Raw genomic sequence first — 23,789 nt, forward strand, 5'->3', positions numbered from 1 at the left:
GCTCGGGGCCGGGTCGCCGGGCAGTCGCCGGGGTGTCTTGTCTGTGTCGTTGCAGGGAAACCGCTGAACCCGGTGGGCGAGGACTTTACTGTGAGCGGATAGTTGCTGTACGTATTCGTTCGATGGTGAAGGGCAGGTGGGGGCGATGTCCGGCCGGCAGACCTTGCTGAAGGTGTTGCTGATGAAGCGTCATCAGGAATCGCATCGGGCGTTCTGCCTGGAGTACGAGAAGGTGGCGCGGAGCATCGACCGGAGCCTGATCGGGTCCTCGCCCAGCCGCGAGGCCTTTGGGCGGTGGTTGAAGGGCCACCTGAAGACGAAGCCTCAGGCCGACCACTGCCGGGTCCTGGAGCGCATGTTCCCGGGCCACGCCGTTGCGGAACTCCTCGCCCCGTACGACCCTGGAAGCAACAACTCCGGCGTCCCCCAGACGCCCCCCAACCCCCGGGAGGCGGCCACGAACCGGCGAGAGGTATTCCAACTCGGCGCCACGACCATGGCCCTGGGCCTGGCAGAAAGCCTCTGGCGCGGCCCCGACCTCTTCGAACAGGCCCTCGACGCCAGCAACGTTGGCGAAGCGCGCCTCCACTTCTTGGAGTCTCAAGTCGACCGGCTCGCAGAGAGAATGGAGAAGGTCCCACCTGCGAGCTTGCTCTCCGAGACGTTGCTCTGCTTGGCAAGCGTGCGGGAACTGCTCGGGCATCGGCAGCCCACAGAATCGCAGCGCCGCCTGGTTCGTGTCGGAGCCAAGCTGTCCATCGTGGTCGGCGTCACCATGTTTTGCGCCAATCAGTTCGCGCTCGCCCGCCGCTGGTATACGGCAGCCACGCGGGCTGCGGACGAGGCCGGGGACCGCTACATCTCCGATCTTGCACTGTCTAGTACGTTGCTCATACCGACCTATTCGGGCGATGCTCGCGGTGCATTGGCGCTGGTGACACCGCGTCTGGAACAGGTGGTGGGGGCTACTCCGGCTATTGCCTGGATGTGGGGTTTCGCCGCCCTTGCGCATGCCTCCCTGGGAGACCGTGCCGCCTTCGAGCGGGCGATCAGCAGGTCGCGTACCACGTTGGATCGGTGCGAGCCGGCCCTACAACAGCCCGGTGCTTTGTCTTTCCAGCGGGAAAGACAGATGTTCTACGAGACGCGAGGCCGAGCTGACCTCGGCGATCTCGAAGGCACGGCGGAGGTGGCGACGCGTGCGCTCGCCGCGTACGACCCAACCGACAACGCCGATCCCGCGCTGGTGCGGTTTGCCTACGCATGCGCCCTCGTCAAGGCCGGAGAGGTTGAGGAGGCCTGCCGGATCGCCACCGCCGCGATCCGCGATCCGTACACCTGCCACAGCCATGTCGTCGTGGTACGTGCCCACGAGTTCGATGCCCTGCTCGCGCCTTCGGGATCAGTGACCGCCGATTGGCGAGAAGCGCTATCCGAGGTCCGGGCGCCTGACCCGACAACACTGCCGCCTCTGTCGCCGCCGCGAACCTGATTTCGTCGTCGCATCGGTGTTTTAGGCGAAGGTCCATCGGTGGCCCGCCGTACGGCGGTGCCGATTTCGCCGTGCCGCGCCCCACCGTACCGGCGCCGGTACAAGACCACGTCAGTCACGAGGGAGCGGCCCTGACCAGGGGTGACCGTAAGCAAGGGGAGAAGCGACCAGGAGGTCGACAGCAACCGGGCGTCGCACCGCCGACGTACTGCCCTCCCCTCCAGACGCGCTGCCGACGCCCCGCCGACGTACTGGTGGGACTAGCAAGGCACTTGTGGAAGGTCGCGGCGGCCTTAAGCGTCGACTATGACCAGCCGCTCATCCCGGTTGCCACCGCTCGCGAAACCTTGAGTGGAGTGGATCGCAGCTCGGCCTCAAGTTCGGCGAGTACGTGTTGTACGGCCGTCTTCATCCGCGCCCTCCGGCCGTTCAACTCTTGGCCGAAGGCGCGAGCCGTCGGCCCAACCCACACCGCTTGGCCGCCGAACTGCGCACATGCCGGATCCAGAACGGTCTCCAGTACGTGTACGTGTGCGCGCACGGCGGCGAGAGCCGCTTCCAGATCCTGATGCCGGGGGTTGGGCACCAGATCGTCGTCGATGGGCAAGCCGGACTCCTGCTGCGGTGAATGCGTCGGTCAGGATGTAGATACTAGGTGGCGCGGCGGTTCTCACTGAGATTATGTGGTGCGCGACCGGGTTCCAGCCAGATGGAGGCGAAGACGATGCTCATCCTGTCCAGTCCCGCAAAGCTCTGGTGTAAGGCGGCCCTACTTGTTCTTCTGACGCCCGTTGCCTTGACCGCCTGCACATGGGACAAAGGCCCCACTGTCGCCGAAGCCGGTCAAACCCTAAAAAGTCACATCCTACAACTGCTGAAGGAACGAAATGCAGACGATGTGACTATCACTGACCCTGGGGGCAAGAACATAGCCTGTGCTGATGGTAAGGTAAAACAAACCTTTGCTGCCACAGGGCGAGACCTCCCGCAAAGGAAGCCTGATGCGCTTGTAGACGCGTTGCTGGGGGCGCTAAGGCGGGTTGCACCCTATGACATTATTTCGACAGGTGATCCGGGTCAGCCTGTTCGTGTGCAGAATAGGGGCACGCAGACAATTTTGATCCTAAGTTCGCCAGGGAATGGCGAATATTTGGTCCGAGGGGAAACCTCGTGCTTGGAAGTTAGTTGAGCGGCCCGTCGAACAGGTGTGTGCGGTTCCTTGCATAGTCCTTGCGTCCGTCGAAACGGTCGGCTAAGAAGCGGGTGGTTCCTCCCAGGGAGTTTTTATCTCTGTCCAGACCGTTTTCTGTGAACCAGCGGTCCAGCGCGTTGAGGCCATCGTTCCCGAACTTCAGGATGTCGGCGAACGGGCGTAGGCGGCCGCCTCCGTCGGTGATGGAGACGCCTGGTGGGCATGCGTCTTGGTATTCTTGTGGCGATATTTTGGGTTTAAAGCCTGACCTTAACAATGCTTGAGCGATGGCGTGTTGTCGACCTAGAGTTTCCAGTTCATCGGCTGTGCGAATCTTTTCGACCTCTTTCAGATCATCTGGCTTGAATCCATCCACGGCCGACCAGGCGGTACTCAGAGCAGTCCAGGTGATCGGAATGCCTTCGAATGGAGGGAAGAGTCCCGCTAGTCCCATTCCGGTGCCGATCGCAAAGCTTCGCATCTTGTCGAATTCTTCGGCGGCGTCGTCTACAGCTTTCCCGAGCTTTTCGCGGGCTGCCAGTTGGAGGCCGCGGACGTTGCCAAGTGCAGCGAAGGTGTCATCCAACCGAGTGGAGTCGTCGTTCTTCATCATGTCGGACACTCCTTCGCCGATCAGTCGAGCAGTGAGAATGTCCATACCCGCTTGGAAAGGCATCTGATTGTCAAGGCTGTCGGCGAAGGTCTTGATGAACTTGTAGGTGTCTTCGGGGCTCAACCGGAAGGTGGGTTTCAGCCCGGGAATCTGCGACCTGACGCTTCCGAATGCGCTGGGGAGGACGTGGTTGGCGTCGCCGAGGTTGGCACCCTCGGTGATTTCGGTGGCGTAGGCCCCAGCGATTTCGGAGAGGTGGATTCTGGTGGGTTCGGATAGTTTGAGGTCGTCTGCTGTGGTGATTACGGTGAAGGCGAAGCGGGCGGCCGGGTCGCTGTGGTGGCCGTCTTTTTCGTCGTAGGCGCCGGAGGCCGATGCCAGGACGCGTCCGAACGCGTCGGCGGATGTGGCGTCCACCGCCGAGCGGTCGTTGAGGTTTTTCAGGAAGGTCACCAGGTCGGGCCGTTGGTCTGAACGGCCGGGTGAGGGCATGCCGGGGATCGAGAACTTGGCGAGTACGTCCCTTGGTAGCGGGCTGTCGCGGGTGGCCAGGCTGATCGCGAGGCGGGCCGCGCCGGGGTCTCTGGCGAGCGCTTTGAGATACGGCGTGAGTGTCGAACCCACGGCCTTCTCGCCAGGTATGAAGATCTGGGTGGCGACCACTTGGGCGAGCCACTCGGTGGGGAAGCGTCCTGCGGACAGCAGCTCTCCGATGGCCGTCTGTTCGTCGTGGTTCGCGGCCTTGTTCTTCATGCCATTGCTGATCGCGGCTAGGCCGGCCACTGCGGCGCCTCCGGCGCTGAGGGCCGTTCCCAGCGCCTTGCTGACCGTGTCGACCGCCGACTGGTCGCCCTCCTGGAGGGCGTGCCGCAGTCGCTCGGGAAGCCGCAAGGTCCGGTCCAGGCCGAGGCTGGCGAAGAAGGCTGCGGTGAACGCGGGATCATTGGCATGGGCTGCCAGGGCATCGACGATTTTCTGGTACTTCTCATCCAGGCCCGGGTCGAAGAAGACATCCGGGTCGATCTTCTTGTACTGGGCCGCCAGATCTGTGCCGAGCCGTCGTGCCTCCGCCGCCGGAAGCATGCTTTTCTCTTCGTACGGCACCAAGCCGCCGCCCGCGCCCGGCGACCAGTCGGGGAGCTTGGCCGTGTCGTGGGCCAGCTTGCTGCGGCGTCTGAGGTCGGGGAGGCGTTCGTCGAGCCAGTGTTCGACCTCGCCGATGGGGTCAAGGGAGGTCGCGGGTACGCCGTTGGCGGCGAATACTCGGCGGATGGCCTCGGTGCGCTCGCCGATGACGCCCCGGGCGTGCTCTACCTCGGTGATGAAACCGTCCATCAGGTTCGGGTCGATGCCCGTGAAGTCGGGTGACAGCGGTCCTGTCCCTGGTGGCACGGTGCTCATGCGCTCACGCCCCCTGCGCTCATATTGTTCAGTCCCCTGCTCTCGGTCATGTCCGCTGGTCTTACCGACGCCCCGTCGGCCGTGCGTGCCGCCCCATTGGCCGATCCCGTCCGGCGTTCCGTTCGTCCGTCCGTCCGTTCCGCCCACGTGGCCGCGTCCTGCCCGCGGCTCGTACCTCTACCGGCCCCATGGGCGGGGTCGTGCCCTGACGGTCGTGTTCGCGGTCTCCGGTGTCCCCCGTGGTGCGTGCTGGACGACCAAAGTAACGCAGGAGGGGTGAAGAAAGAGGGATCATCGTAAGCCGGGGATGGTCGGGGGATGGGTAACGCATGGCGGGTTGCGGGGTTGGGGTCTTTTGTTCAGTCGGCGGGCCTCTGGCGCATATATTTTATAGGGCTATGCACGTCGTCCTATGGTCGGCCGTGATTTTGGTATTCCGGAATGCCGGGTCGGAGCTGGACCTTTCAGTTTCAAAGGCTGTTTTACGTCACTTCAGACTCATCTGACTACATTATGTCAATTCCAGGTAACAGATTCCGTTCCGCTCTGGAATGAGGGGGTAAGGCAGGTCAATCTCCTCTTTGTCGGTCCGCAACACGGACGGACCGCAGACTGGAGGATCCCCCCGTGCGTAAAACGCTCCTCACAGCCCTGTTCGCCGCCGCCCTGGCCCTGCCGGTGATCCCGGCCACGGCCGCGATGGCGGCGCCGGACCCCGTCGGCGACTACATCGTCGTGCTCAAGGACGGAACCAACGCCGCGTCGTTCGTCCGCAACTCGCTGGCCGGATCGCAGGCCATCAGCGTGGACAACATCTACAGCCACGCGCTGAGCGGCTACTCGGGCAAGATGACCGCCGAGGCGGCCGCGGCCCTCGCCAAGGACCCGCTGGTGCAGTGGGTGCAGCCCGACAAGACGGTCTCGATCGCCGCGCAGACGCTGCCCACCGGAATCAACCGGATCGACGCCGAGCTCAGCCCCACCGCCGCGATCAACGGCGTGGACACGCGGGTCAACGTGGACGTGGCGGTCATCGACACCGGCATCCAGCTGACCCACCCCGAGCTGAACGTCTACACCGCGGGCGCCAAGAACTGCAACGACGGCACCAGCGCCAACGACGGCAACGGTCACGGCACGCATGTCGCGGGCACGATCGGCGCCATCGACAACGCCAACGGCGTCGTCGGGGTCGCGCCGGGTGCCCGGCTGTGGCCGGTGCGCGTGCTGAACGCCGGCGGATCCGGTACGTGGGCGCAGGTCATCTGCGGCATCGACTACGTCACCGCGAACGCCTCGCAGATCGAGGTCGCCAACATGAGCCTCGGCGGGTCCGGCACCGACGACGGCAACTGTGGCAACAACAACGCCGATGCCATGCACAAGTCGATCTGTGCCGCGGTCGCGGCGGGCGTGACCTTCGTGGTGGCGGCGGGGAACAACAACACGAACTCGGCCAGCTTCGTGCCCGCGGCGTACGACGAGGTCATCACCGTCAGCGCGCTGGCCGACTTCAACGGGACGCCCGGCGGCGGCGGCGCGGCCACCTGCTACAGCGACGTGGACGACACCAAGGCCAACTTCTCCAACTACGGCGCCGACGTCGACATCATCGCTCCGGGCGTCTGCATCTACTCCACCTGGACCGGCAGCTCGTACAACACCATCTCCGGCACCTCGATGGCGTCCCCGCACGTCGCGGGCGGCGCGGCGCTGTGGAAGGCGACGCATCCGACGGCGACCCCGGCGGCCGTGAAGTCGGCGCTGCAGACCGCGGGCACCACGAACTGGAACAACGTGGACGACCCCGACGGGATCAAGGAGAAGCTGCTCAACGTCGCGACCTTCTGAGGTCGACTGAGCCCTCCGTCCCCATACGGAAGGCCTGACCGAGAGACGAAGGCTTGATCGAGATACGAAGGACCCACGGGGATCGCCGACCCGTGGGTCCTTTTCGCGAGGCGGGCCACCGACGTCCCACCCGGTTCGCCCCGGCCTCATCGGTTCATAGACCACTGAGTAGAGGATCGGCCCCGTGCGCAGAACGCTCTTCGCAGCACTTTTCACCGCTTCCCTGGCCATGGCGTCGATTACGGCCACAGCCGCCATCGCCGCCGCTCCCGAACCCGTCGGCCACTACATCGTCGTGCTCAAGGACGGAACCGACGCCACGTCGTTCGTGCGCAACTCGCTGGCGGCTTCCCGGGCCGTCGGCGTGGACGACATCTACAGCCACGCGCTCAGCGGCTACTCGGCCAAGATGACCGCCGAGGCGGCCGCGGCCCTTGCCAAGGACCCCCTGGTGCAGTGGGTGCAGCCCGACAAGACGGTCTCGATCGCCGCGCAGACGCTGCCCACCGGGGTCAACCGGGTGGACGCCGACCTCAGCCCAACCGCCAGGATCAACAACGTCGACGAACGGGTCAACGTGGACGTGGCGGTCATCGACACCGGCATCCAGCTGACCCACCCCGAGCTGAACGTCTACACGGCGGGCGCCAAGAACTGCAACGACGGGACCAGCGCCAACGACCTCAACGGGCATGGGACGCACGTCGCCGGGACGATCGGCGCGATCGACAACACCGCCGGGGTCGTCGGGGTCGCCCCGGGGGCCCGGCTGTGGCCGGTGCGCGTGCTGAACCGCGATGGAACTGGTACATGGGCGCAGGTCATCTGCGGCATCAACTACGTCACTGCCCACGCCTCGGAGATCGAGGTCGTCAACATGAGCCTCGGCGGGTCCGGCTTCGACGACGGCGACTGCGGCCGCACCAACGGCGACGCCCTGCACCTGGCGATCTGCACCTCCGTCGCGGCGGGCGTGACGTACGCGGTGGCGGCAGGGAACAGCGCCTCGGACGCGGCCCTCTTCGTTCCCGCGGCCTACGACGAGGTCATCACCGTCAGCACGCTGGCCGACTACAACGGGCTTCCCGGCGGTGGAGCGACCGGCTGCTCCAGCGCTCCCGACGACACTCGGAGCCCCACCTCCAATTTCGGCGACGATGTCGACCTCATCGCTCCGGGCTTCTGTATCTACTCCACCTGGATCGGCAGCTTGTACAAGACCCTCTCGGGTGCCTCGATGGCGAGCGCGCACGTGGCGGGGGGCGCGGCGCTCTGGAAGGCCACGCACCCGGCCGCGACTCCGGCGTCGGTCAGGACGTCGCTCCAGGCCGCGGCCGTCCCGGTTCTCGGCATTCCGGAGAAGCTGCTGAACGTCGCCACCTTCTGACGCCGGCCGACAGACAGGGGCGGGCCCATGGACACCGACGTCGTGTCCATGGGCCCGCGCTGTTCACGACGGCCCGGCCGGGCGGCATGCCGGACGTGGCGATCACGATGAGGGGGAAAGGACGCTCAGGGGATGTACACGTTGAAGTAGTAGCCCGGTGCATAGGAGCGGTCGCCGTTGTAGTAGTAGCAGGCGCTGTACCCGGTGTATCCGTCGTCGCCGGCGTCGAACAGGCCGGCATCGCAGGCCGCCTTGGTCGGATAGGGGCCCTGGCGATACCAGTCCGGCGGCAGCGGGGCCAGGCGGCCCTCGGCGGAGGCGGGCGCGTGGCTGGACGCGGACACATGGGTGGAGGCCGAGGCGACGGCAGGTGCGGCGGTGGCGAGGGCGCCGGCGCTCACCGCCACGGCGAGTGCCGCCGCGGCTTGTAATCTGCGGATTCGCACTGGGGACGACTCCTTACGGATCCATCGAAAAGGGGGCGTTTTCAGGTAATCACCGATACGCGGGAGTGAGGAGCTACCGGCCCTCCATAGTTCTGTTGCCTGGCGGCCATCACCGGCCGTGGACGTTCACGAGGGCGCCTCCTTCGCGAGAACGGGCGCCGGAGCCGGTGGTTCCGTCACGATTTCACCCCAGAGCAGGCGTACGCCTCGCTGGCTCGTCATGCCTGAACGCCGTCGCGGCGCGGGACGCTATGGCCGGTCGTCGCGCGGGGCGGGCAGTTGTGCGGCGAGGGGGTCGGGGAGGGTTCGGTCGCTGAGGTCGGCGCGGTGGCCGGACTCGCGGCCGGTGTAGAAGCCGTCGCGGTCCAGGGGAGTGGTGCGGGCGGGTCTCAGGCCGGGGAAGCGGCGGTCGAACTCCTCGCGCACCAGGGCGGCGCGGTCGAGGAGGACGAGTTCCGCGCCGCTTCCCCGCACCTCGCCGGCGACCTCGGCGACGCGCTCGCGGAGCTTGGCGGACACGCCCGTGCCGAATCCGACGTAGAACGCGCGCCGGAAGTCGGCGGACGCCCGGGCGCGCCGGTCCTTGTCCGTCACCGTCTCAAGTGCGGTGAGGGCGAACCGCCGTAGCGCGGGCCTGACCTGGTTCTCCATCTGGAGCGTGAGGGACGGCAGCAGCACGCGCAGGCCGTCCAGGACGGCTTCGGGCCCGATGACGGTCATGGTGACGCGCGTGGCGGCCCGGATGCCGCGGCCCTTGACGCCGGTCCAGCGCTGCGCCCCCTTGCAGCCGAGCGCCTCGCACACCAGGTGGAGGGCCCAGCACCGCTCGCGGGCGTGGCCGCCGCGGTTGGAGACCTCGAACTCGATGCCGTCGATCGTCTCGGCCCGGCCGGTGGAGCCGCGGCGTACGGCGGAGGCGTCGAGCCCGTACCGGAGCATGAGCGCGGCGGCGTGGGCGGAGGCGACGGCGGCTTCCTCCTCGCCGGTGCCGGGGTGCTCGGCGAGGTCGAGCAGCCGCCGGACGCGCTCCAAGATCTTGGTCGAGGCCGGGTCGCCGCCGCGGTTCAGCGGGTCCTCCCGGCGAGGCGAACGTCGCCGAGGCGGGGACGGGTGGCCTGGCGCGCGTCGCCGGTAGGCGTTGCCGGCGCCGGGGTTCCCATGTGCGCGCGCCTCCCGCCGATTCCGCTCGTACCCGTACCGGGTGACCAAGGTAACGCACCCGGGGGGCGTGCGGCACGGCGCCGGGGAATCGCAGGTCACGGCGTGGCGCGTCATGGCGTGATCCCGCGAACGTCGTGGTTCTATCCCGCAATCGTCACTGGTTGTCCTGTTTTTGCAGCTAGTGGGCACAATGCGTGATTGGCGGGGGATGTGGAGGGTAGCCGTTCAGTGGAAACGGTGACCGACAGATGGTGGTGAAGAGTATGGCGTCCATGCTTGAGCGCATCAAGGAGTACCTGCGCAGCGCGAAGGGCCGCGAGCACGTCGAGAAGGCGAAGACGATGGCTCGTGACCCTCACAACCAGCGCAAGCTTCGCGAGATGGTGGACCGCTGGCGCGCGCGCAAGACGACCCACTAGGAGAGACCACGCGACGGGACAGCACGAGCGGCAGGGGACCGGGGCCGGCCCTCATGTGCGGCCCTGGGCGCGGCGCGGCTCGCCGATCGTTCCGGCATCGGGTGGGCCGGCGCCGCCCGGAACGCGCCGGGCGGCGCCACCGGAGCCCGTGCCGTGGGGTCGTCACCGGCTCGGCACACGGGCGGCGGCCGGGCGACACGGAATCGTGGGGCGAGCTGGGTTCGGATCGGACGGCCGGACCTGGCAGGCTTGCCGGTGGAGACTATGATTCTCCCCCCGACCCCCGTGGAGGCTGACCTTGCAGGGACCTCTCAGCGACATCGTGGTGCTCGACCTGTCCCGGGCGCTCGCCGGGCCGCACGGAGCGCAGATGCTGGGCGATCTGGGCGCCACGGTCATCAAGGTGGAACATCCCGACGGCGGGGACGAGTCGCGCGGCTGGGGGCCGCCGTTCGCCGGCCCCTCGGGTGACATCTCGACGTACTTCCTCGCGGCCAACCGCAACAAGAAGTCCATCACCCTCGACCTCAAGTCCCCCGAGGGCGCCGATCTGCTGACCCGCCTGGTGAGACAGAGCGACGTCCTGATCGAGAACTTCCGCACCGGCGTGCTCGACCGCCTCGGCTTCCCCGTCGAGCGCCTGCACGAGCTGAACCCCCGCCTGGTGATCCTCTCCATCACCGGTTTCGGCCACGACGGTCCCGAGGGCGGCAGGCCGGGTTACGACCAGATCGCCCAGGGTGAGGCCGGCCTGATGAGCCTCACCGGCCCCTCGCCCGCCGAGCCGTACCGCGTGGGCGCGTCGATCGCCGACCTGCTCGCGGGCATCCACGGCGCCTACGGCGTGCTCGCGGCCCTGTACGAGCGCGAGCGCACCGGCCTCGGCAAGGTCGTCCGCACGTCCCTGCTGGCGTCGGTGGTCGGCGTGCACTCCTACCACGGGACGGCCTGGACGGTGGGCGGCAAGGTCCCGGCCGCGGCGGGCAACCACCACGCCTCGATCGCGCCGTACGGGGCGTTCCACTGCGCCGACGGGATGATCCAGATCGCCGTCGCCAACGACGCGCAGTGGCGCAAGCTCGCGCCCGTGCTGGGCATCGACCCCGCCGACCCGAGGTACGCGGTCAACCGGCAGAGGTTCGCGCACCGCGACGAGCTGATCGCCGACGTGGAGAAGGCCCTCGCCGTCCACGACCGGGCGCACTGGCTGGCCGCGCTGGCCGAGCTGGGCATCCCGGCCGGGGCGATCCGCTCGCTGGACGAGGTCTACGCCTGGGACCAGACCCGCTCGCAGGGCCTGGTCGTCACCGTGGAGCATCCGGTGCTCGGGACGATCGAGCTGCCGGGGTCGCCGCTCAGGTTCGACGGCGCCCCGCCCGCCGAGCACGCGCCCCCGCCGGAGCTCGGCCAGGACACCCGGGCCGTGCTTGACTGGCTGGCCGAGCGGGAAGGGTGACCGGGCCGACCGTGTCGCCGACGAGTCCCGACCGCCCTGATGCCCGCACGCTCATCGACACCGTCCTCGACCGCGGCTCGTGGAAGTCGTGGGACGAGCCCCCGGTGGACCCGGCCCCGCCCGGGTCCGCCTACGCCGAGGAGCTGGCCTCCGCACGGGCCAAGAGCGGCTACGACGAGTCCGTGGTCACCGGCGAGGGCCTGCTGGCCGGGCGCCGGGTGGCGGTGATGGCCTGCGAGTTCTCCTTCCTCGCCGGGTCGATCGGGGTGTCCGCCGCCGAACGCCTGGTCCGCGCGGTCGAGCGGGCGACGGCGGAACGGCTGCCGCTGCTGGCCGCCCCCGCCTCGGGCGGCACCCGCATGCAGGAGGGCGCGCTGGCCTTCGTCCAGATGATCAAGATCGGCGCGGCCGTGGCGGCCCACCGCGCCGCGGGCCTGCCGTACATCGTGTACCTGCGGCATCCGACGACCGGCGGGGTGTTCGCCTCATGGGGGTCGCTCGGGCACGTCACCGCCGCCGAGCCGGGGGCGCTCATCGGCTTCCTCGGCCCCCGGGTGTTCGAGTCGCTGTACGGCTACGCGTTCCCCGAGGGTGTGCAGGTCTCGGAGAACCTGTTCAAGCACGGCCTGGTCGACGCCGTGGTGTCGGCCGAGAACGCCAGGGAGATCGCGATCCGCGCGCTGGCCGTGCTGTGCGCCCCGAAGGGGCCGGAGCTCGAACGGGGGCCCGAGCCGCCCGAGCGCCCGGTGACGGTGGAGGCGTGGGAGGCGATCAGCCGCTCGCGGCGCGACGACCGGCCGAGCGTCAGGGCGCTGCTGAAGCTCGGCGCCTCCGACGTCACGCCGCTCAACGGAACGGGCGTCGGCGAGAGCGACCCGGGCGTGCTGCTGGCGCTGGCCCGGTTCGGCGCGGCGCCCGCCGTCGTGCTCGGCCAGGACCGCAGGCGCCAGGGCCGCAGGCTCGGCCCGGCGGGGCTGCGGGTGGCGCGCCGGGGCATGCGCCTGGCCTCCGAGCTGGGCCTGCCGCTGGTCACCGTGATCGACACGGCGGGGGCGGAGCTGTCGAGGGCCTCGGAGGAGGGCGGGCTGGCGGCCGAGATCGCCCGCAGCCTGGCCGACCTGGTGGTGCTGGACGCGCCCACCGTCTGCCTGCTGCTCGGCGAGGGCGCGGGCGGCGCGGCGCTCGCCCTGCTGCCCGCCGACCGCGTGCTGTGCGCGCAGCACGGCTGGTTGTCCCCGCTGCCGCCCGAGGGCGCCTCGGCGATCCTGTACCGGACGATCGACTTCGCGCCGGAGATCGCCAAGGCGCAGGGCGTACGGGCGACCGACCTCCAGCGGGACGGCATCGTCGACCGGATAATTCCGGAATACCCGGATGCCGCCTACGAGCCCAGGCCCTTCTGCGAGCGGGTGGCCAGGGCGCTGGAGTACGAGATCATCGGTCTGCTCCAACGCCCGGCCGGGGACCGCCTGGCCACCCGGCTCGCCCGCTACCGCGGGCTCGGCGTGGGAGGCGCGTCCGGCTGAGCCGACGCGGGATCCTCCTGCCAGAGCGGCGGATGCGCGGGCTCGTCGTGCCGCCACACCTCCTTGCCGCGGGCGTCGAAACCCACGACCCGGTACCCCGAGAGGTACACGTCGCCCGCGGGCTCGAAGGGGACCGAGAACATGACCACGCCCTGCTTCCACGGATCGCGGACGGTTCGCGCGCGGGCGGAGCGCCCGTCCCCGAACGTGACCTCGACCCGGGCCGTGCGCGCCCTGGCGTAGCCGAACCACCTGCTGGCCTCGAAATGCGACACGACCGGAGAATCCATCACTCCATCCGAGAGACGCCCATCAGACGGCGATATCCCCATCTTTCCAGCTGAATCGGCCCCCATGATCCTGCCGCCGAGCCGCCACACCAGCGACCCGTCGTCGTACATGCGCGCCGCCGGCCCTCCGGGCAGGTCGAGCGCGGGCCCCACCGGCTTGGCGTCGGACGCGCCCACCGGATCGGGGAAGCCCGGGTAGAAGGGGTTCGCCACCCACTGGACGACCTTGCCTCGGGCGTCGGAGAACTCCCATCCCTTGATCTTCTCCTCGTACGGGTACGTCACCGTCCAGACGGACAGGGGCGCGCCGGGCAACCGGTGGATCTCACCGGGGAAGCGCGTGCCGTCGGCGGTCACGGCCTCCGCCTTGGTCACGTCCTCGCGCGCCGCGCCGTAGGCGGTCCGCTTCTCCGGCAGCGGCCAGCCATGACCGGTGTGGCTCCCGAACCAGGCCCGCTCGCCGGGGTGGCCCGTCTCGTCATCCCTCGCCCCGCAACCCGCGTCGCTGCCCCCCGTGGGGGTCTGCCGCGCCGTGCACAGCGCGATGTACGTCGTGCCGTCCTCGCGCCGCTCCTCGGCGAACCAGAGCCGCATGGGCCTGCCGACGCCGGGGTCGTCCACCGTCAGCGTGCCGCCGATCGGAGGCGCGGTCGCGGTGACCGACGAGTACGCGTCGTCGTGACGCTTCCGCGGGGCGGTGGCGGACACCGTGGGAGAGGCGGTGATCGTCGCCGTGTCGTCCCCCTGCCCCGCGCCGGTGACGACGATCGCCGCGCCGCCCAGCACGGCCCCCGCCGCGAGCGGGACGGTGGCGGCCTTCGCCCACGCGAGGCGGCGCCTTCGGGAGACGCGGCGCTGGACGCCGATCCACGCGCGCGGATCGGTCTCGTAGGCGGAGGCGCGGGCGTCCAGGGCCTCGCGAAGGTCGTCCTCAATCATCGTTCTCCTCCAGGGCGCGTCCGAGGGCCGCGATCGCGCGGCTGGCATGGCTCTTCACCGAGCCGGTGGTGACGCCCATGGCGTCGGCGATCTCGCGCTCGGACAGGTCGAGCCAGTACCGCAGGACGACGGCCTCGCGCTGGCGGCGCGGCAGCCGGTCGACGGCGGCGAGCAGGGCGCGGTGGCGCTCGGCGACCAGTACCGCCTGCTCGCCGCTCGGCACGGGCGGCGGAGGGTCCGGGCGGCGCAGGCGTACGAGCCGCAGGTGGCGGACGCGGTTACGGGTCAGGTTGCAGACGATGGCGCGCAGGTAGGGGACGGCGGCGGCGTCATCGCGCAGCCGTCCCTGTCTTCGGTGCAGGCGGGCGAACGCCTCCTGCGCGATGTCCTCGGGATCGTCCGCGCCGAGCAGCCCGGCCAGCCGGACCATCGCCGGGTAGTGCGCGGCGAAGATCTCGGCGAACGTGGGGCGCTCGCGCGAGGCGGTCGAAGTGTGGGTCACATGTTGGAGACACTCGCGCCCTGGGCCGGTTGACTCGGCACCGGGATTCTTTCGACCCGGATCGAGTGGACCTCCTCGTGCGGCACGACGACCTCGTACGCGCCGTGATCGACCATCCAGTAGCCGAGGGCCTCGGCCTTGGGGCCGCTGTGGCCGGTGTAGGCGATGTGCAGGCCGTCCTCGTCCTCGTCGAGGACCACGCACGGCTCGCCGCCGAACGCGCCGACCGTGCGCAGCAGCACCAGCCACTGCAGTTCGTCGCGCCGGACCCGCCGCCGCCAGTAGCCGCCCACCTGGTCGAACCCCTCGCGGGGCTCCTCGCTGAACAGGACCACGTCGCCCGGGCCGGGGCCGAGGGCGGCGGCGTACGTCTGGTCGTGCAGACGGGCGATGAAGCCCAGGCCCACGGGCTCGATCTCGCTCATGCCGCCGGCCGCCAGGTCAGCCCGTCGTACTCGGCGAAGTGCCGCTCACCGCGGGTGGTGAGGTGCCGGATCTCGGCGCCCGCCGGGATGGGCATCGGCGTGGTGTGGAACTGCGGGACGACGTGCTGGCGCGAGGTGGTGAAGCCGTTGCCCGCGAAGGGGGGCGAATCGTTCCAATCTCCGCCCATGTGCGGGCCGTAGGGAACGACGTAGACGTCGGTCTCGCGCGAGTGCCACCGCAGGATGTACAGCTCGGGCACCGTGGGGTTCAGCTCCGAGCCCTCGAAGGTGAGGTCCAGCGCGGAGATGATCTGCTCGGGGGTGGACAGCCGCGAGCAGTCCTGCACGCGGTAGACGTACCCCGAGATGATCGTGCGCTGGCCCGCGAGGTAGGGCACCAGCAGCCGAGGAGGGATGACCTTCTGCATCTGCGTTCTTGGCGCCGGCTCGCTCACACTCGGCATTTTACGATCTGGCGACCTCGGCTTTCCCCACGGCGCGATAAATATCTGCGCGCCGGTGCGAAAGGCTGGGCAGGGTGGCGCGCACGCGCTCGGTCTCGGCGGGGTCCAGCTCGACCACCTGGACGCAGGACCCGGGCCCGAGATCGGCCCGCACCACGCCCATCGGGTCGGCGAGCATGCTCCTGCCCACGCCGAACCCGTCCAGGGCCTGCGGGTTCGGGGCCTGCCCGACCGCGATCGTCCACATGGTGTTCTCGATGGCCCGCGCCTTGACGAGCGTCGTCCAGTGCTCTTCCTTCATCGGCCCGGTGCCCCAGGCGGCGATCACGGCGAAGGCGTCGGCGCCGAGGTCGACGAGCGCGCGGGCGTGCTCGGGGAAGCGGATGTCGTAGCAGGTGATCAGGCCAAGGCGCAGGCCGGCGAGCTCCGCGACGACCGGTGTGTCCCCGGGCGCGACCAGGTCCGACTCGCGGGCGCCGAAGGAGTCGAACAGGTGGATCTTCCGGTACGCCGCCACGCGCCGCCCGCGGCGGTCCAGGGCGACGGCGGTGTTGTGGACCCGGCCCTCCACCGGCTCGAACGTGCCGAGGACGACCGCCACCTCGTGCGTGCGCGCGGCGTCGGCCACGGCGGTCACGAAGGGGCCGTCGAGCGGCTCGGCGAAGTCGGCGACGCGCTTGCCGATGCGGGTGAGCGTCGCCTCGGGGAAGACGGCCAGGGTGGCGCCCTTGGAGGCGGCCCTGCCGAGCGCGTCGCGGACGCGTTCCAAATTCGTCTTCGGGTCCTCGGACACCGGGATCTGGCACAGGGCGATGCGGGTCACGACACCAGCGTAAGCGGGGAGGGCGTCAGTTGCCGAGATCCCGCGGCGCCCGTCCCTCGGAGCGGTCGCCCGGCGTCCCGTCCGAGGCGGTCCCGGGCGTCTCTCCGCCGGGGGAGCGGCGGTTGGGGACGAACTCCCCCCAGGTGAGGCAGCGCCAGACCCACTCCAGCGGGCCATGGCGGAAGCGCGCCTGCCACCAGTGCGCGAACCCGGTCAAGATCGCCAGGACGGCGGCCGCCGCGCCCAGGGCGCCGAGCCTGGTGCCGTCCAGCACGAGCAGGGGTGCGAGGGCGGCGGCCGAGACGCTGCCCGCCAGGTAGGCGGTGAGCGTCATCCGCCCGAGCGGCTGGAGTAAGCCGGCGAGAACGGGGGCGCGGCGGGCGAGCAGCAGGACGCCGGTGCAGTACGCGACGGCGGCGGCGAGCCCGGCGAGCGGGTAGACGGCGACCGTGTAGGGGAAGCGGAACGTCTCCGGGTGTGCCCACAGGTACACCCATGCGCCGGTCAGCACGACGGCCAGGGGGGCGCTCACCGCGAAGGCGGGCGTCAGGGCGCGCGGGCCGGGGCCGTACTCGAACACGGCCATGCCGAGCAGGAAGAGCCCCGGGACCAGCCAGATGCCGCCGGCCTCGGCGAGCACCGCCCACAGCGTGCCGGCCACCCCGGCGGTGAGCACGAGCCATCGGGGCAGGTAGGAGGCGGGCAGCAGCACGAGCGCGCCGGCGGTCGCGTACGGCAGCAGCACCTCGCCCGGGCTGACGAGCCGGTGCAGCAGGCCGAGGCAGGCGAGCACGCCGAGCCTGCGCAGCAGCGGCCACCACGGGCGCGGGGTCCTGCGGGCGGCCGAGCGCAGGAACAGGACGAAGCTGACGCCGAAGAGGAAGGAGAAGACGGGGTAGAAGCGGCTCTGCAGGAGGTTCTCCACCACCCAGTCGGCCGGGGTGGGGACACGCCGTTCCAGCGCGCCGGCGGTGTGCTGCCAGTGGTTGACGACGGTGATGCCGCAGACGGCGAAGCCGCGCAGCGTGTCGAGTTCCCGGACCCGCGTCACCCGTGCCGCCGCCACTCACAGGTCTCATATAAGGGGGCAATCCAGGCATCCACCCGACGAGGCTAATGCCTGACGGGCGGATAGGCTGCCGACGTGAGCGAACCTCTGGTGGCGCGCATGCGCGAGTTCGGCACTACGGTCTTCGCCGAGATGACCGCGCTGGCGGTCCGCACATCGTCGATCAACCTCGGGCAGGGCTTTCCCGACACCGACGGCCCCCCGGCCATGCTCGAACGGGCCGTCGCCGCGATCAGGGACGGGCTGAACCAGTACCCTCCCGGGCCGGGGGTGCCCGAGCTGCGGCAGGCCGTCGCCGAGCACCGCAAGCAGCACTACGGGCTGGACTACGACCCGGACGGCGAGATCCTGGTGACCGTGGGCGCGACCGAGGCCCTCGCCGCGTCCGTCCTCGCCCTGTGCGAGCCCGGCGACGAGGTGATCGTCTTCGAGCCGTACTACGACTCCTACGCCGCCGCGATCTCGCTGGCGGGCGCCGTGCGCCGCCCGGTCACGCTGCGCCCCGTGGACGGCCGCTTCACCTTCGACCCCGCCGAGCTGCGCGCCGCCGTCGGCCCGCGCACCCGGGCGATCCTGGTCAACTCCCCGCACAACCCCACCGGCACCGTCTTCACCTACGACGAGCTGGCGGCCATCGCCGCCGTCGTCCAGGAGCACGACCTGGTGGCCGTCACCGACGAGGTGTACGAGCACCTCACCTACGACGGGGTCGAGCACATCCCCCTCGCCACGCTGCCGGGCATGCGCGAGCGCACCGTCATGATCTCCTCGGCGGGCAAGACGTTCTCGGTCACCGGGTGGAAGACGGGCTGGATCTGCGCGCCGCGCGCGCTCGTCACCGCCGCCCAGACGGTCAAGCAGTTCCTCACGTTCACCTCCGGCGCCCCCTGGCAGCTCGCGGTCGCCCACGCCCTGCGCGAGGAGCTGCCCTGGGTGGGCGGCCTGCGCGACGAGCTCGCCGGCAAGCGCGACCGCCTGATGGCCGGGCTCACGGCCGCCGGCTTCGCGGTGTACCGGCCCGCGGGGACGTACTTCGTGCAGACCGACATCCGCCCGCTCGGCTTCACCGACGGCCTGGAGCTCGCGCGGCGGCTGCCCGAGCTCGCCGGCGTCGTCGCCATCCCCACGCAGGTCTTCTACGACCGCCGGGAGCTCGGGCGGCACTTCGTGCGGTTCGCCTTCTGCAAGAAGGACGAGATCATCGACGAGGCCGTGGCCCGGCTGGCCCGCCTGCACGGCTGACCGGCCGGACCGGGACTACTCGCGCCGGGTGTGGCGGCGGCCGGTGGACTTTCCCCGGATCCGCGCCACACCCGGCCCTTGTTCAGCGCAGGTCAGCGCCGGTCAGCGTGTCCGTTCAGCGCCGGACCGCGTACGCCCGGGTGATCGTCTCCTTGAGCTGGGAGCCGTCGGCGCCGGTGCCCGTGGCGCGCAGCGACACGAAGCCAGGGGAGCCGGGGTTCGCCACCAAGGCTGCCCACCCGCCGCCGACCCGGTCCACCCGCAGCGTCCGCCAGGTCCTGCCGTCGTCGAAGGACGCCTCCACCTTCAGTGCGGTCAGCTCGCCGCCCTCGGTGGTCATCCCCATCGCGGTGATCGAGCCGGGCCTCGCCCGGTTGTAGGCGTCGACCCCCAGCAGGTTGAACTTCACGGCGGGCACCGGGACCTCCGCCACGTCCGCCGTGTGCGCCGACTTGAACGTCCACGTCGCGTCGACTCCCGTCGCCAGCGTGGAGTACGGGGCCGTGCGGCGGGCCGACACGTTCACCGTGTACGTCGCCGCCTCGGCCGGGACCGTCGCCTGCAGGCCGCACCAGCCGCCGAAGTCGCAGTCGTCGAGCTCGGTGCTCTGCAGGACGGTGCCGTCCTTGCTGAGGCTCGCCGTCCCCGTGACGTTGCCGTCCCAGCCGAGGCGGCCGGCGCGCGAGTCGGTGAACAGGCCGTCGAGGATGTAGACCAGCTCGTCCTCGAACCGCAGCACCGGAGGAGCGGACGGGCCGGTGGCCGCCGCGTTCCACGTCTCGGAGGTGTTGCCGCGCCGCACGGTGCGCCCCTGCGCGTCGGCCAGGAGGTAGGTCCCCGCGTCGTGCGCGAAGGCGGCGTTCCAGGTCAGGCCGGCCCCGGGCGTCGCATAGTTGGTCAGCGTGCTCGGAACCGCCACGGCCGACGGCGACGCCCCGATGATGAGGAACGACTGGCCCGGTAGGCTCGCGACCCGGTCGAACTCGGCCGGGGCGGCGACGTCCTGGGCGCGGAGGGTGGCCGTGATCTTCGCCAGCTCCGCCTTCCTGAACCGGCCTCCCGGGTCGGCGGGAAGGCCGCCCTTCCGGTAGTCGACCAGGTCGTACCGGCTCGTCACCGGCGAGCCCTTCTCCCACACCGAGCGGGCCGCGTAGTCCATGTCCGGCTCGCGGGAGGGCAGGAGGTAGGCGCCCCAGCCCTGCGGCTCGGCCCCTAGGAAGATGCTCTCGAACGTCGCGTCACCGTCCGCCATGCGGCTGTTGATCTGGACCAACCCCGTGGACGTGGCCGCCGGGTCGTCCAGCGAGAACTTGACGAGGCCGGCCTTGCGGGCGTCCAGCTCCACGGTCTCGTCATGAGTGCCGACCGTCACCGTACGGTGGGTGAAGGTGTAGGCGTTCTCCTCCAGCAGGTCGGCGATGAGCTTCCAGTCACCGCGCTGCAGGCGCGTCTTGGCGACCCCGCCGCTGAAGCGCAGGTCGTTGAACTCGCCGGTCTTGAGGTCGTAGAACATGGCGAAGACGTCGTCGAGCGGCGCGCCGTCCCTGCCGGTCGCCTTCACCGTCACGTCGTAGGACTCCGGCTCGACGAACGCCCCCGCCAGGCTGCGCACGCTCACGCCGTCCGCCGTCGCGGTGACGACCCCGGGGTAGGTGCCGGGCGCCAGCCCGGAGGCCAGGGTCAGCGTCACCGACGCGCTGCCGCCCGCGGGGACCGTGAGGTGGCCGGCGGAGAGGGCGAACGGGCCGTCCTCGGTCAGCGCGAGGTCCACCGGCGCGGCCGAGGTGTTGGCGTAGGTGATCTGCTTGGTGACGGCCGGGCCGCCTCCGGGCCAGCGCACGACGGCCCAGACGTTCGGGGTGTCGGCCACCACCGTCTGGGTGACGGCCTTCGCCACGTCGACCCGCCCGGTGCCCTGCTGGTACGGCGTCAGGTCCGCGCCGGGCTCGGCCGAGGCCATCAGTGCGGCCTTGAGGCGCGCTCCCTTCCAGTCCGGGTGCTGCTGGGCCAGGATGGCGGCGGCGCCCACGACGTGCGGGGTCGCCATCGAGGTGCCGCTGTGGGCCACGTAGGGCCCCGAGGCGGTGCCCTCGGCCGCCGCGGCCGTGATCTCCACGCCCGGCGCGGTGATGTCCGGCTTGACGGCGCGGTCGCCCACGCGCGGGCCCTGGCTGGAGAACCCGGCGAGACGGTCGCCGACGTCGACCGCCCCGACGGTGAGCGCGGCGTCGGCGCTGCCCGGGCTGCCGATGGACCGCGGCCCCGAGTTGCCGGCCGCGATGACGAACAGTGTGCCGGTCCGCTCGCTGAGCGTGTTCACCGCCTGCTCGACCGGGTCGATGTCCTGGCCGTCCGGCCCGCCGATGCTGACGTTCACCACCGGGGCCTTGACCTCGGTCGCCGCCCACTCCATGCCGGCGATCAGCGCCGACTCGGCGATGCCGAAGGCGCCGCCGACCTTGCCGAGGGCGATCTTGGCCTCCGGTGCCACGCCCTTGTACCTGCCGCCGGACGCCGCGCCCGAGCCCGCGACGATGGAGGCCACGTGGGTGCCGTGGCCGACGTTGTCGCTGGTGTCGGGTTCGTCGGAGAAGTTGGCGGACTGGGTGACCACGCCCTTGAGGTCGGGGTGGTTCGGGTCATAGCCGGAGTCGAGGACCGCGACGGTCACGCCCTTGCCCGTCAGGCCCTTCTTCCAGGCCTCCGGGGCGCCGATCTGCGGGACGCTCTTGTCGAGCGAGTAGGACAGCTTGCCGTCCAGCCAGAGCTTGGTCACGCCGGCCGTAAGCGACCTGGCCGCCTCCGCGCCCGGCCGCAGGTCCTTCCAGACGGCGGCGGCCTGTGCCTTGGGCACCCGGGCCGCCGCCAGCCCGACGTCGTCCAGCGTGCGCCCGGCCCTTGCCGCCTTCGGGGCCGTGCCGCCCTGCGTCATGATCGGGATGTCGGCGCGGTGCGCGTCGTCGTAGCGCCACTCCAGCAGCTGCGTGACGTCGAACAGGCGCCGGTCGACCAGGCCCCTGCCGACGAGGGAGGCCGCGTCCGACGGGATCACGTACACGTGGCCGGCGAACTTCTGGACCGAGAAGGACGCCCTGCGTCCGGCCCCCGGCCGGACCTGGTACGCGTTCGGATCTCCCGGTGCGCCGGACACGGTCACCTTGTCGCCCGTGATGAGCGTGACCGTGCCCGACACACTGCCGGACACGCTCTTCGCGCCGCCTTGCTTGGTACCGGGCTGTTTCGCGCCAGGCTGTGCCGTGGCCGTCCCGGCGGCCGAGGGCACCGCCGTCACGCCCAGCGCGGTCACGGCCGCGAGGGCGATTGTTGCGACTTTTCGCTTCATCGTCGTCCTTTGCGGTTTGTTTACTACCGGTCAATCCACTAGGACACGAAAAAGCGACGGGAGGTTGCCTCCCGCCGCGAAATATTTTTAGAAAAAGTCGGACTTTAGCGACTTAAAGGTATATAGAACGATTTAGCGCTCGATGGGAGAGGGGGCGAGGGTGTGCCCGGCCGGGGCGGTGGTCACTGTCTGTTGCCGCGTCCGCCCGTCCTGGTGATCGCGTACGCGAAGTTGACGGCGGCGATGAGCGCGAACACGAGCAGGAGCGGCATGGTCTTCTCGGTGTTCACCACCACGATCACGGTCAGGGGCACCGAGAGCGCGAGCGACCCGAGGCCCAGCGTCATCTGCGCCCAGTCGGGGCCCTGGCGCCTGGGCCGGGCGGCCAGCCTGGCGTCGATGACCGCGTTCACCCGGTCGACCAGGGATTCGGCCAGTTCGAGCTCGTACTGGGGGCCGAGCTCGCGGCGTGCGGACATGGCGGCGGCGACCTCGTCGCGTTCCAGCTTCTGGGACTCCACGCCTCCGATTCTGCATCTTGACAGCCTGCGAGCGCGAGGAATCCGCGCCTCGGGTGGCTTCTCCGTCGGATCGATATGCGGGAGGGGGCGCGTGGAGTGGTACATGGTGGTATGCCCTGATCTTTTTCGGCGAAATGTTCCTAAGAAACCGGAATCAGTGGGCAATGATGGCCAATGAGGCCGGACCGCGGTGTGGATAGCTTCGGGCTGTGGGCGAACGCATACTGATCGCTTTGGGCGGCAACGCGATGACCGCCCCGGACGGCAGCGCGTCACCGGGCGACCAGCGGCGGGCCGTCGAGGGCGCGATGACCCACGTCTCCGCGCTGATCTCCGCGGGCCACGAGGTCGTCCTGACCCACGGCAACGGCCCGCAGGTCGGCAACCTGCTGCTCAAGAACCAGCTCGCCGCCGGGGTGGTGCCGCCCGTCCCCCTCGACTGGTGCGGCGCGCAGACCCAGGCCACCATCGGCGTGCTCATCCTCAACGCGCTCGGCCACCGCGCGGCCGTCCTCGTCACCCGGACGCTGGTCGACCCGGAGGATCCCGCGTTCGCCGACCCCGTCAAGCCGATCGGCCGGTACTTCAGCGAGGCCGAGGCCCGCAGGTTCCAGGAACTCGGCCAGACCTGGCGCGAGTTCCCGGGCAAGGGGTGGAGGCGCGTGGTCGCCTCCCCCGAGCCGCTGGAGATCCTCGACGCCCCCGCCGCGCTGGCCCTGATGGACGCCGGGTACACCGTCGTGGTCGCCGGAGGCGGGGGAGTGCCCGTCGTCCGCGCCGCGGACGGCACCCTGGCCGGGGTCGAGGCCGTGGTGGACAAGGACGGCGCCGCCGCCGTGCTCGCGCGGGCCGTCGGGGCGACCGTCCTCGTCATCGCCACCGATGTGCCCGGCGCCGTCGCCGGATTCGGCACCGCCCACGCCCGGCCGATCGGCGGGACCACCGTCGCCGAACTGCGCGCCCTGCAGGCCGAGGGACACTTCGCGAGCGGCAGCATGGGCCCGAAGGTCGAGTCCGTGCTCCGGTTCGCCGAGGCCGGCGGGCGGGCCGTGATCACGTCGCTGGAGCTCATCGGCGAGGCGCTGACCGGCGACGCCGGCACCGTCGTGGACGGGACCGCGCCGTGAGGCCGACCCCGGCCCGGGACTTCCCCTTGGCGACGAGGGCAAGGACCCGGCGTGCCGGGAGTGGTGACCGTACCGGCCGGGAACGTCCGGCCGTGAAGGG

General features: G+C 70.2%; 20 protein-coding genes. 8 read left to right on the plus strand and 12 right to left on the minus strand.

Going from position 1 to position 23,789, the window contains the following annotated elements:
* Positions 1-145: 145 nt before the first annotated feature.
* Positions 146-1,492 (plus strand): NsdA family TPR-like regulatory protein, encoded by a 1,347-nt coding sequence (locus tag DQ384_RS19940; RefSeq protein ID WP_147268833.1) that lies wholly within the window; start codon positions 146-148, stop codon positions 1,490-1,492.
* A 304-nt stretch (positions 1,493-1,796) separates the two neighbouring features.
* Here the strand turns inward: DQ384_RS19940 and DQ384_RS40470 are convergent, their stop codons facing one another.
* Entirely contained in the window at positions 1,797-2,099 is a 303-nt protein-coding gene (locus DQ384_RS40470; RefSeq protein WP_147268834.1) for a hypothetical protein, read from the minus strand.
* 574 nt (positions 2,100-2,673) lie between these two features.
* On the minus strand, positions 2,674-4,698 hold the full coding sequence (locus DQ384_RS19945) for a hypothetical protein (RefSeq protein ID WP_147268835.1): 2,025 nt from the start codon (positions 4,696-4,698) through the stop codon (positions 2,674-2,676).
* A 627-nt stretch (positions 4,699-5,325) separates the two neighbouring features.
* Here DQ384_RS19945 and DQ384_RS19950 point away from each other — a divergent pair.
* Both DQ384_RS19950 and DQ384_RS19955 read left to right on the plus strand, forming a co-directional pair.
* Positions 5,326-6,549 (plus strand): S8 family serine peptidase, encoded by a 1,224-nt coding sequence (locus tag DQ384_RS19950; RefSeq protein ID WP_220183027.1) that lies wholly within the window; start codon positions 5,326-5,328, stop codon positions 6,547-6,549.
* Between the two features lie 184 nt (positions 6,550-6,733).
* Complete coding sequence (locus DQ384_RS19955; protein WP_220183028.1) at positions 6,734-7,936, plus strand: S8 family serine peptidase; 1,203 nt, start codon at positions 6,734-6,736, stop codon at positions 7,934-7,936.
* Between the two features lie 125 nt (positions 7,937-8,061).
* Here the strand turns inward: DQ384_RS19955 and DQ384_RS19960 are convergent, their stop codons facing one another.
* Together DQ384_RS19960 and DQ384_RS19965 are read right to left on the minus strand one after the other, a co-directional pair.
* Positions 8,062-8,382, minus strand: coding sequence for a hypothetical protein (locus DQ384_RS19960; protein ID WP_147268836.1), 321 nt, complete (start codon positions 8,380-8,382; stop codon positions 8,062-8,064).
* 249 nt (positions 8,383-8,631) lie between these two features.
* On the minus strand, positions 8,632-9,591 hold the full coding sequence (locus tag DQ384_RS19965; protein ID WP_181871298.1) for a DUF2786 domain-containing protein: 960 nt from the start codon (positions 9,589-9,591) through the stop codon (positions 8,632-8,634).
* A gap of 224 nt (positions 9,592-9,815) precedes the next feature.
* Here DQ384_RS19965 and DQ384_RS41335 point away from each other — a divergent pair, with 224 nt between their 5' ends.
* From DQ384_RS41335 to DQ384_RS19975, 3 genes are all read left to right on the plus strand, one after another.
* Positions 9,816-9,962, plus strand: a complete 147-nt coding sequence (locus DQ384_RS41335; protein ID WP_181871299.1) for a hypothetical protein — start codon at positions 9,816-9,818, stop codon at positions 9,960-9,962.
* Between the two features lie 298 nt (positions 9,963-10,260).
* A complete protein-coding gene (locus DQ384_RS19970; RefSeq protein ID WP_114030382.1) occupies positions 10,261-11,418 on the plus strand; it encodes a CaiB/BaiF CoA transferase family protein in 1,158 nt (385 codons plus the stop codon).
* Positions 11,419-11,429: 11 nt separating this feature from the next.
* Positions 11,430-12,944 (plus strand): carboxyl transferase domain-containing protein, encoded by a 1,515-nt coding sequence (locus DQ384_RS19975; RefSeq protein ID WP_114030576.1) that lies wholly within the window; start codon positions 11,430-11,432, stop codon positions 12,942-12,944.
* On the opposite strand, the gene DQ384_RS19980 is transcribed toward DQ384_RS19975, so the two are convergent.
* Genes DQ384_RS19980 through DQ384_RS20005 form a run of 6 tightly spaced genes read right to left on the minus strand, consistent with a single transcriptional unit; the run spans position 12,908 to position 17,453 of the window.
* Positions 12,908-14,173 carry a hypothetical protein gene (locus tag DQ384_RS19980; protein ID WP_114030383.1) on the minus strand — a complete coding sequence of 422 codons (1,266 nt, stop codon included), beginning with the start codon at positions 14,171-14,173 and terminating at the stop codon, positions 12,908-12,910. The genes DQ384_RS19975 and DQ384_RS19980 overlap by 37 nt on opposite strands.
* Positions 14,166-14,675 carry an RNA polymerase sigma factor gene (locus DQ384_RS19985; protein WP_245966625.1) on the minus strand — a complete coding sequence of 170 codons (510 nt, stop codon included), beginning with the start codon at positions 14,673-14,675 and terminating at the stop codon, positions 14,166-14,168. Before DQ384_RS19985 ends, DQ384_RS19980 begins: the two co-directional genes overlap by 8 nt.
* Positions 14,672-15,100 (minus strand): hypothetical protein, encoded by a 429-nt coding sequence (locus DQ384_RS19990; RefSeq protein ID WP_220183029.1) that lies wholly within the window; start codon positions 15,098-15,100, stop codon positions 14,672-14,674. The genes DQ384_RS19985 and DQ384_RS19990 overlap by 4 nt, the downstream gene beginning before the upstream one ends.
* Positions 15,097-15,555 carry a hypothetical protein gene (locus tag DQ384_RS19995; protein WP_245966626.1) on the minus strand — a complete coding sequence of 153 codons (459 nt, stop codon included), beginning with the start codon at positions 15,553-15,555 and terminating at the stop codon, positions 15,097-15,099. The genes DQ384_RS19990 and DQ384_RS19995 overlap by 4 nt, the downstream gene beginning before the upstream one ends.
* 10 nt (positions 15,556-15,565) lie before the next feature.
* A complete protein-coding gene (locus tag DQ384_RS20000) occupies positions 15,566-16,387 on the minus strand; it encodes a carbon-nitrogen hydrolase family protein (RefSeq protein WP_181871300.1) in 822 nt (273 codons plus the stop codon).
* A 25-nt stretch (positions 16,388-16,412) separates the two neighbouring features.
* On the minus strand, positions 16,413-17,453 hold the full coding sequence (locus DQ384_RS20005; protein ID WP_114030386.1) for a DUF418 domain-containing protein: 1,041 nt from the start codon (positions 17,451-17,453) through the stop codon (positions 16,413-16,415).
* Positions 17,454-17,531: 78 nt separating this feature from the next.
* On the opposite strand from DQ384_RS20005, the gene DQ384_RS20010 reads away from it, so the two are divergent.
* On the plus strand, positions 17,532-18,698 hold the full coding sequence (locus DQ384_RS20010; protein ID WP_114030387.1) for a pyridoxal phosphate-dependent aminotransferase: 1,167 nt from the start codon (positions 17,532-17,534) through the stop codon (positions 18,696-18,698).
* 115 nt (positions 18,699-18,813) lie between these two features.
* Here DQ384_RS20010 and DQ384_RS20015 read toward each other — a convergent pair whose 3' ends face one another.
* Together DQ384_RS20015 and DQ384_RS20020 are read right to left on the minus strand one after the other, a co-directional pair.
* Positions 18,814-22,041 carry a S8 family serine peptidase gene (locus DQ384_RS20015; protein WP_114030388.1) on the minus strand — a complete coding sequence of 1,076 codons (3,228 nt, stop codon included), beginning with the start codon at positions 22,039-22,041 and terminating at the stop codon, positions 18,814-18,816.
* A 182-nt stretch (positions 22,042-22,223) separates the two neighbouring features.
* Positions 22,224-22,562, minus strand: coding sequence for a hypothetical protein (locus DQ384_RS20020; RefSeq protein WP_114030389.1), 339 nt, complete (start codon positions 22,560-22,562; stop codon positions 22,224-22,226).
* A 209-nt stretch (positions 22,563-22,771) separates the two neighbouring features.
* Here DQ384_RS20020 and DQ384_RS20025 point away from each other — a divergent pair, with 209 nt between their 5' ends.
* Positions 22,772-23,689 carry a carbamate kinase gene (locus tag DQ384_RS20025; protein WP_245966627.1) on the plus strand — a complete coding sequence of 306 codons (918 nt, stop codon included), beginning with the start codon at positions 22,772-22,774 and terminating at the stop codon, positions 23,687-23,689.
* The last annotated feature ends 100 nt before the right edge of the window (positions 23,690-23,789 follow it).

The sequence above is a fragment of the Sphaerisporangium album genome (assembly GCF_003323745.1).
Classification (GTDB): Bacteria; Actinomycetota; Actinomycetes; order Streptosporangiales; family Streptosporangiaceae; genus Sphaerisporangium; species Sphaerisporangium album.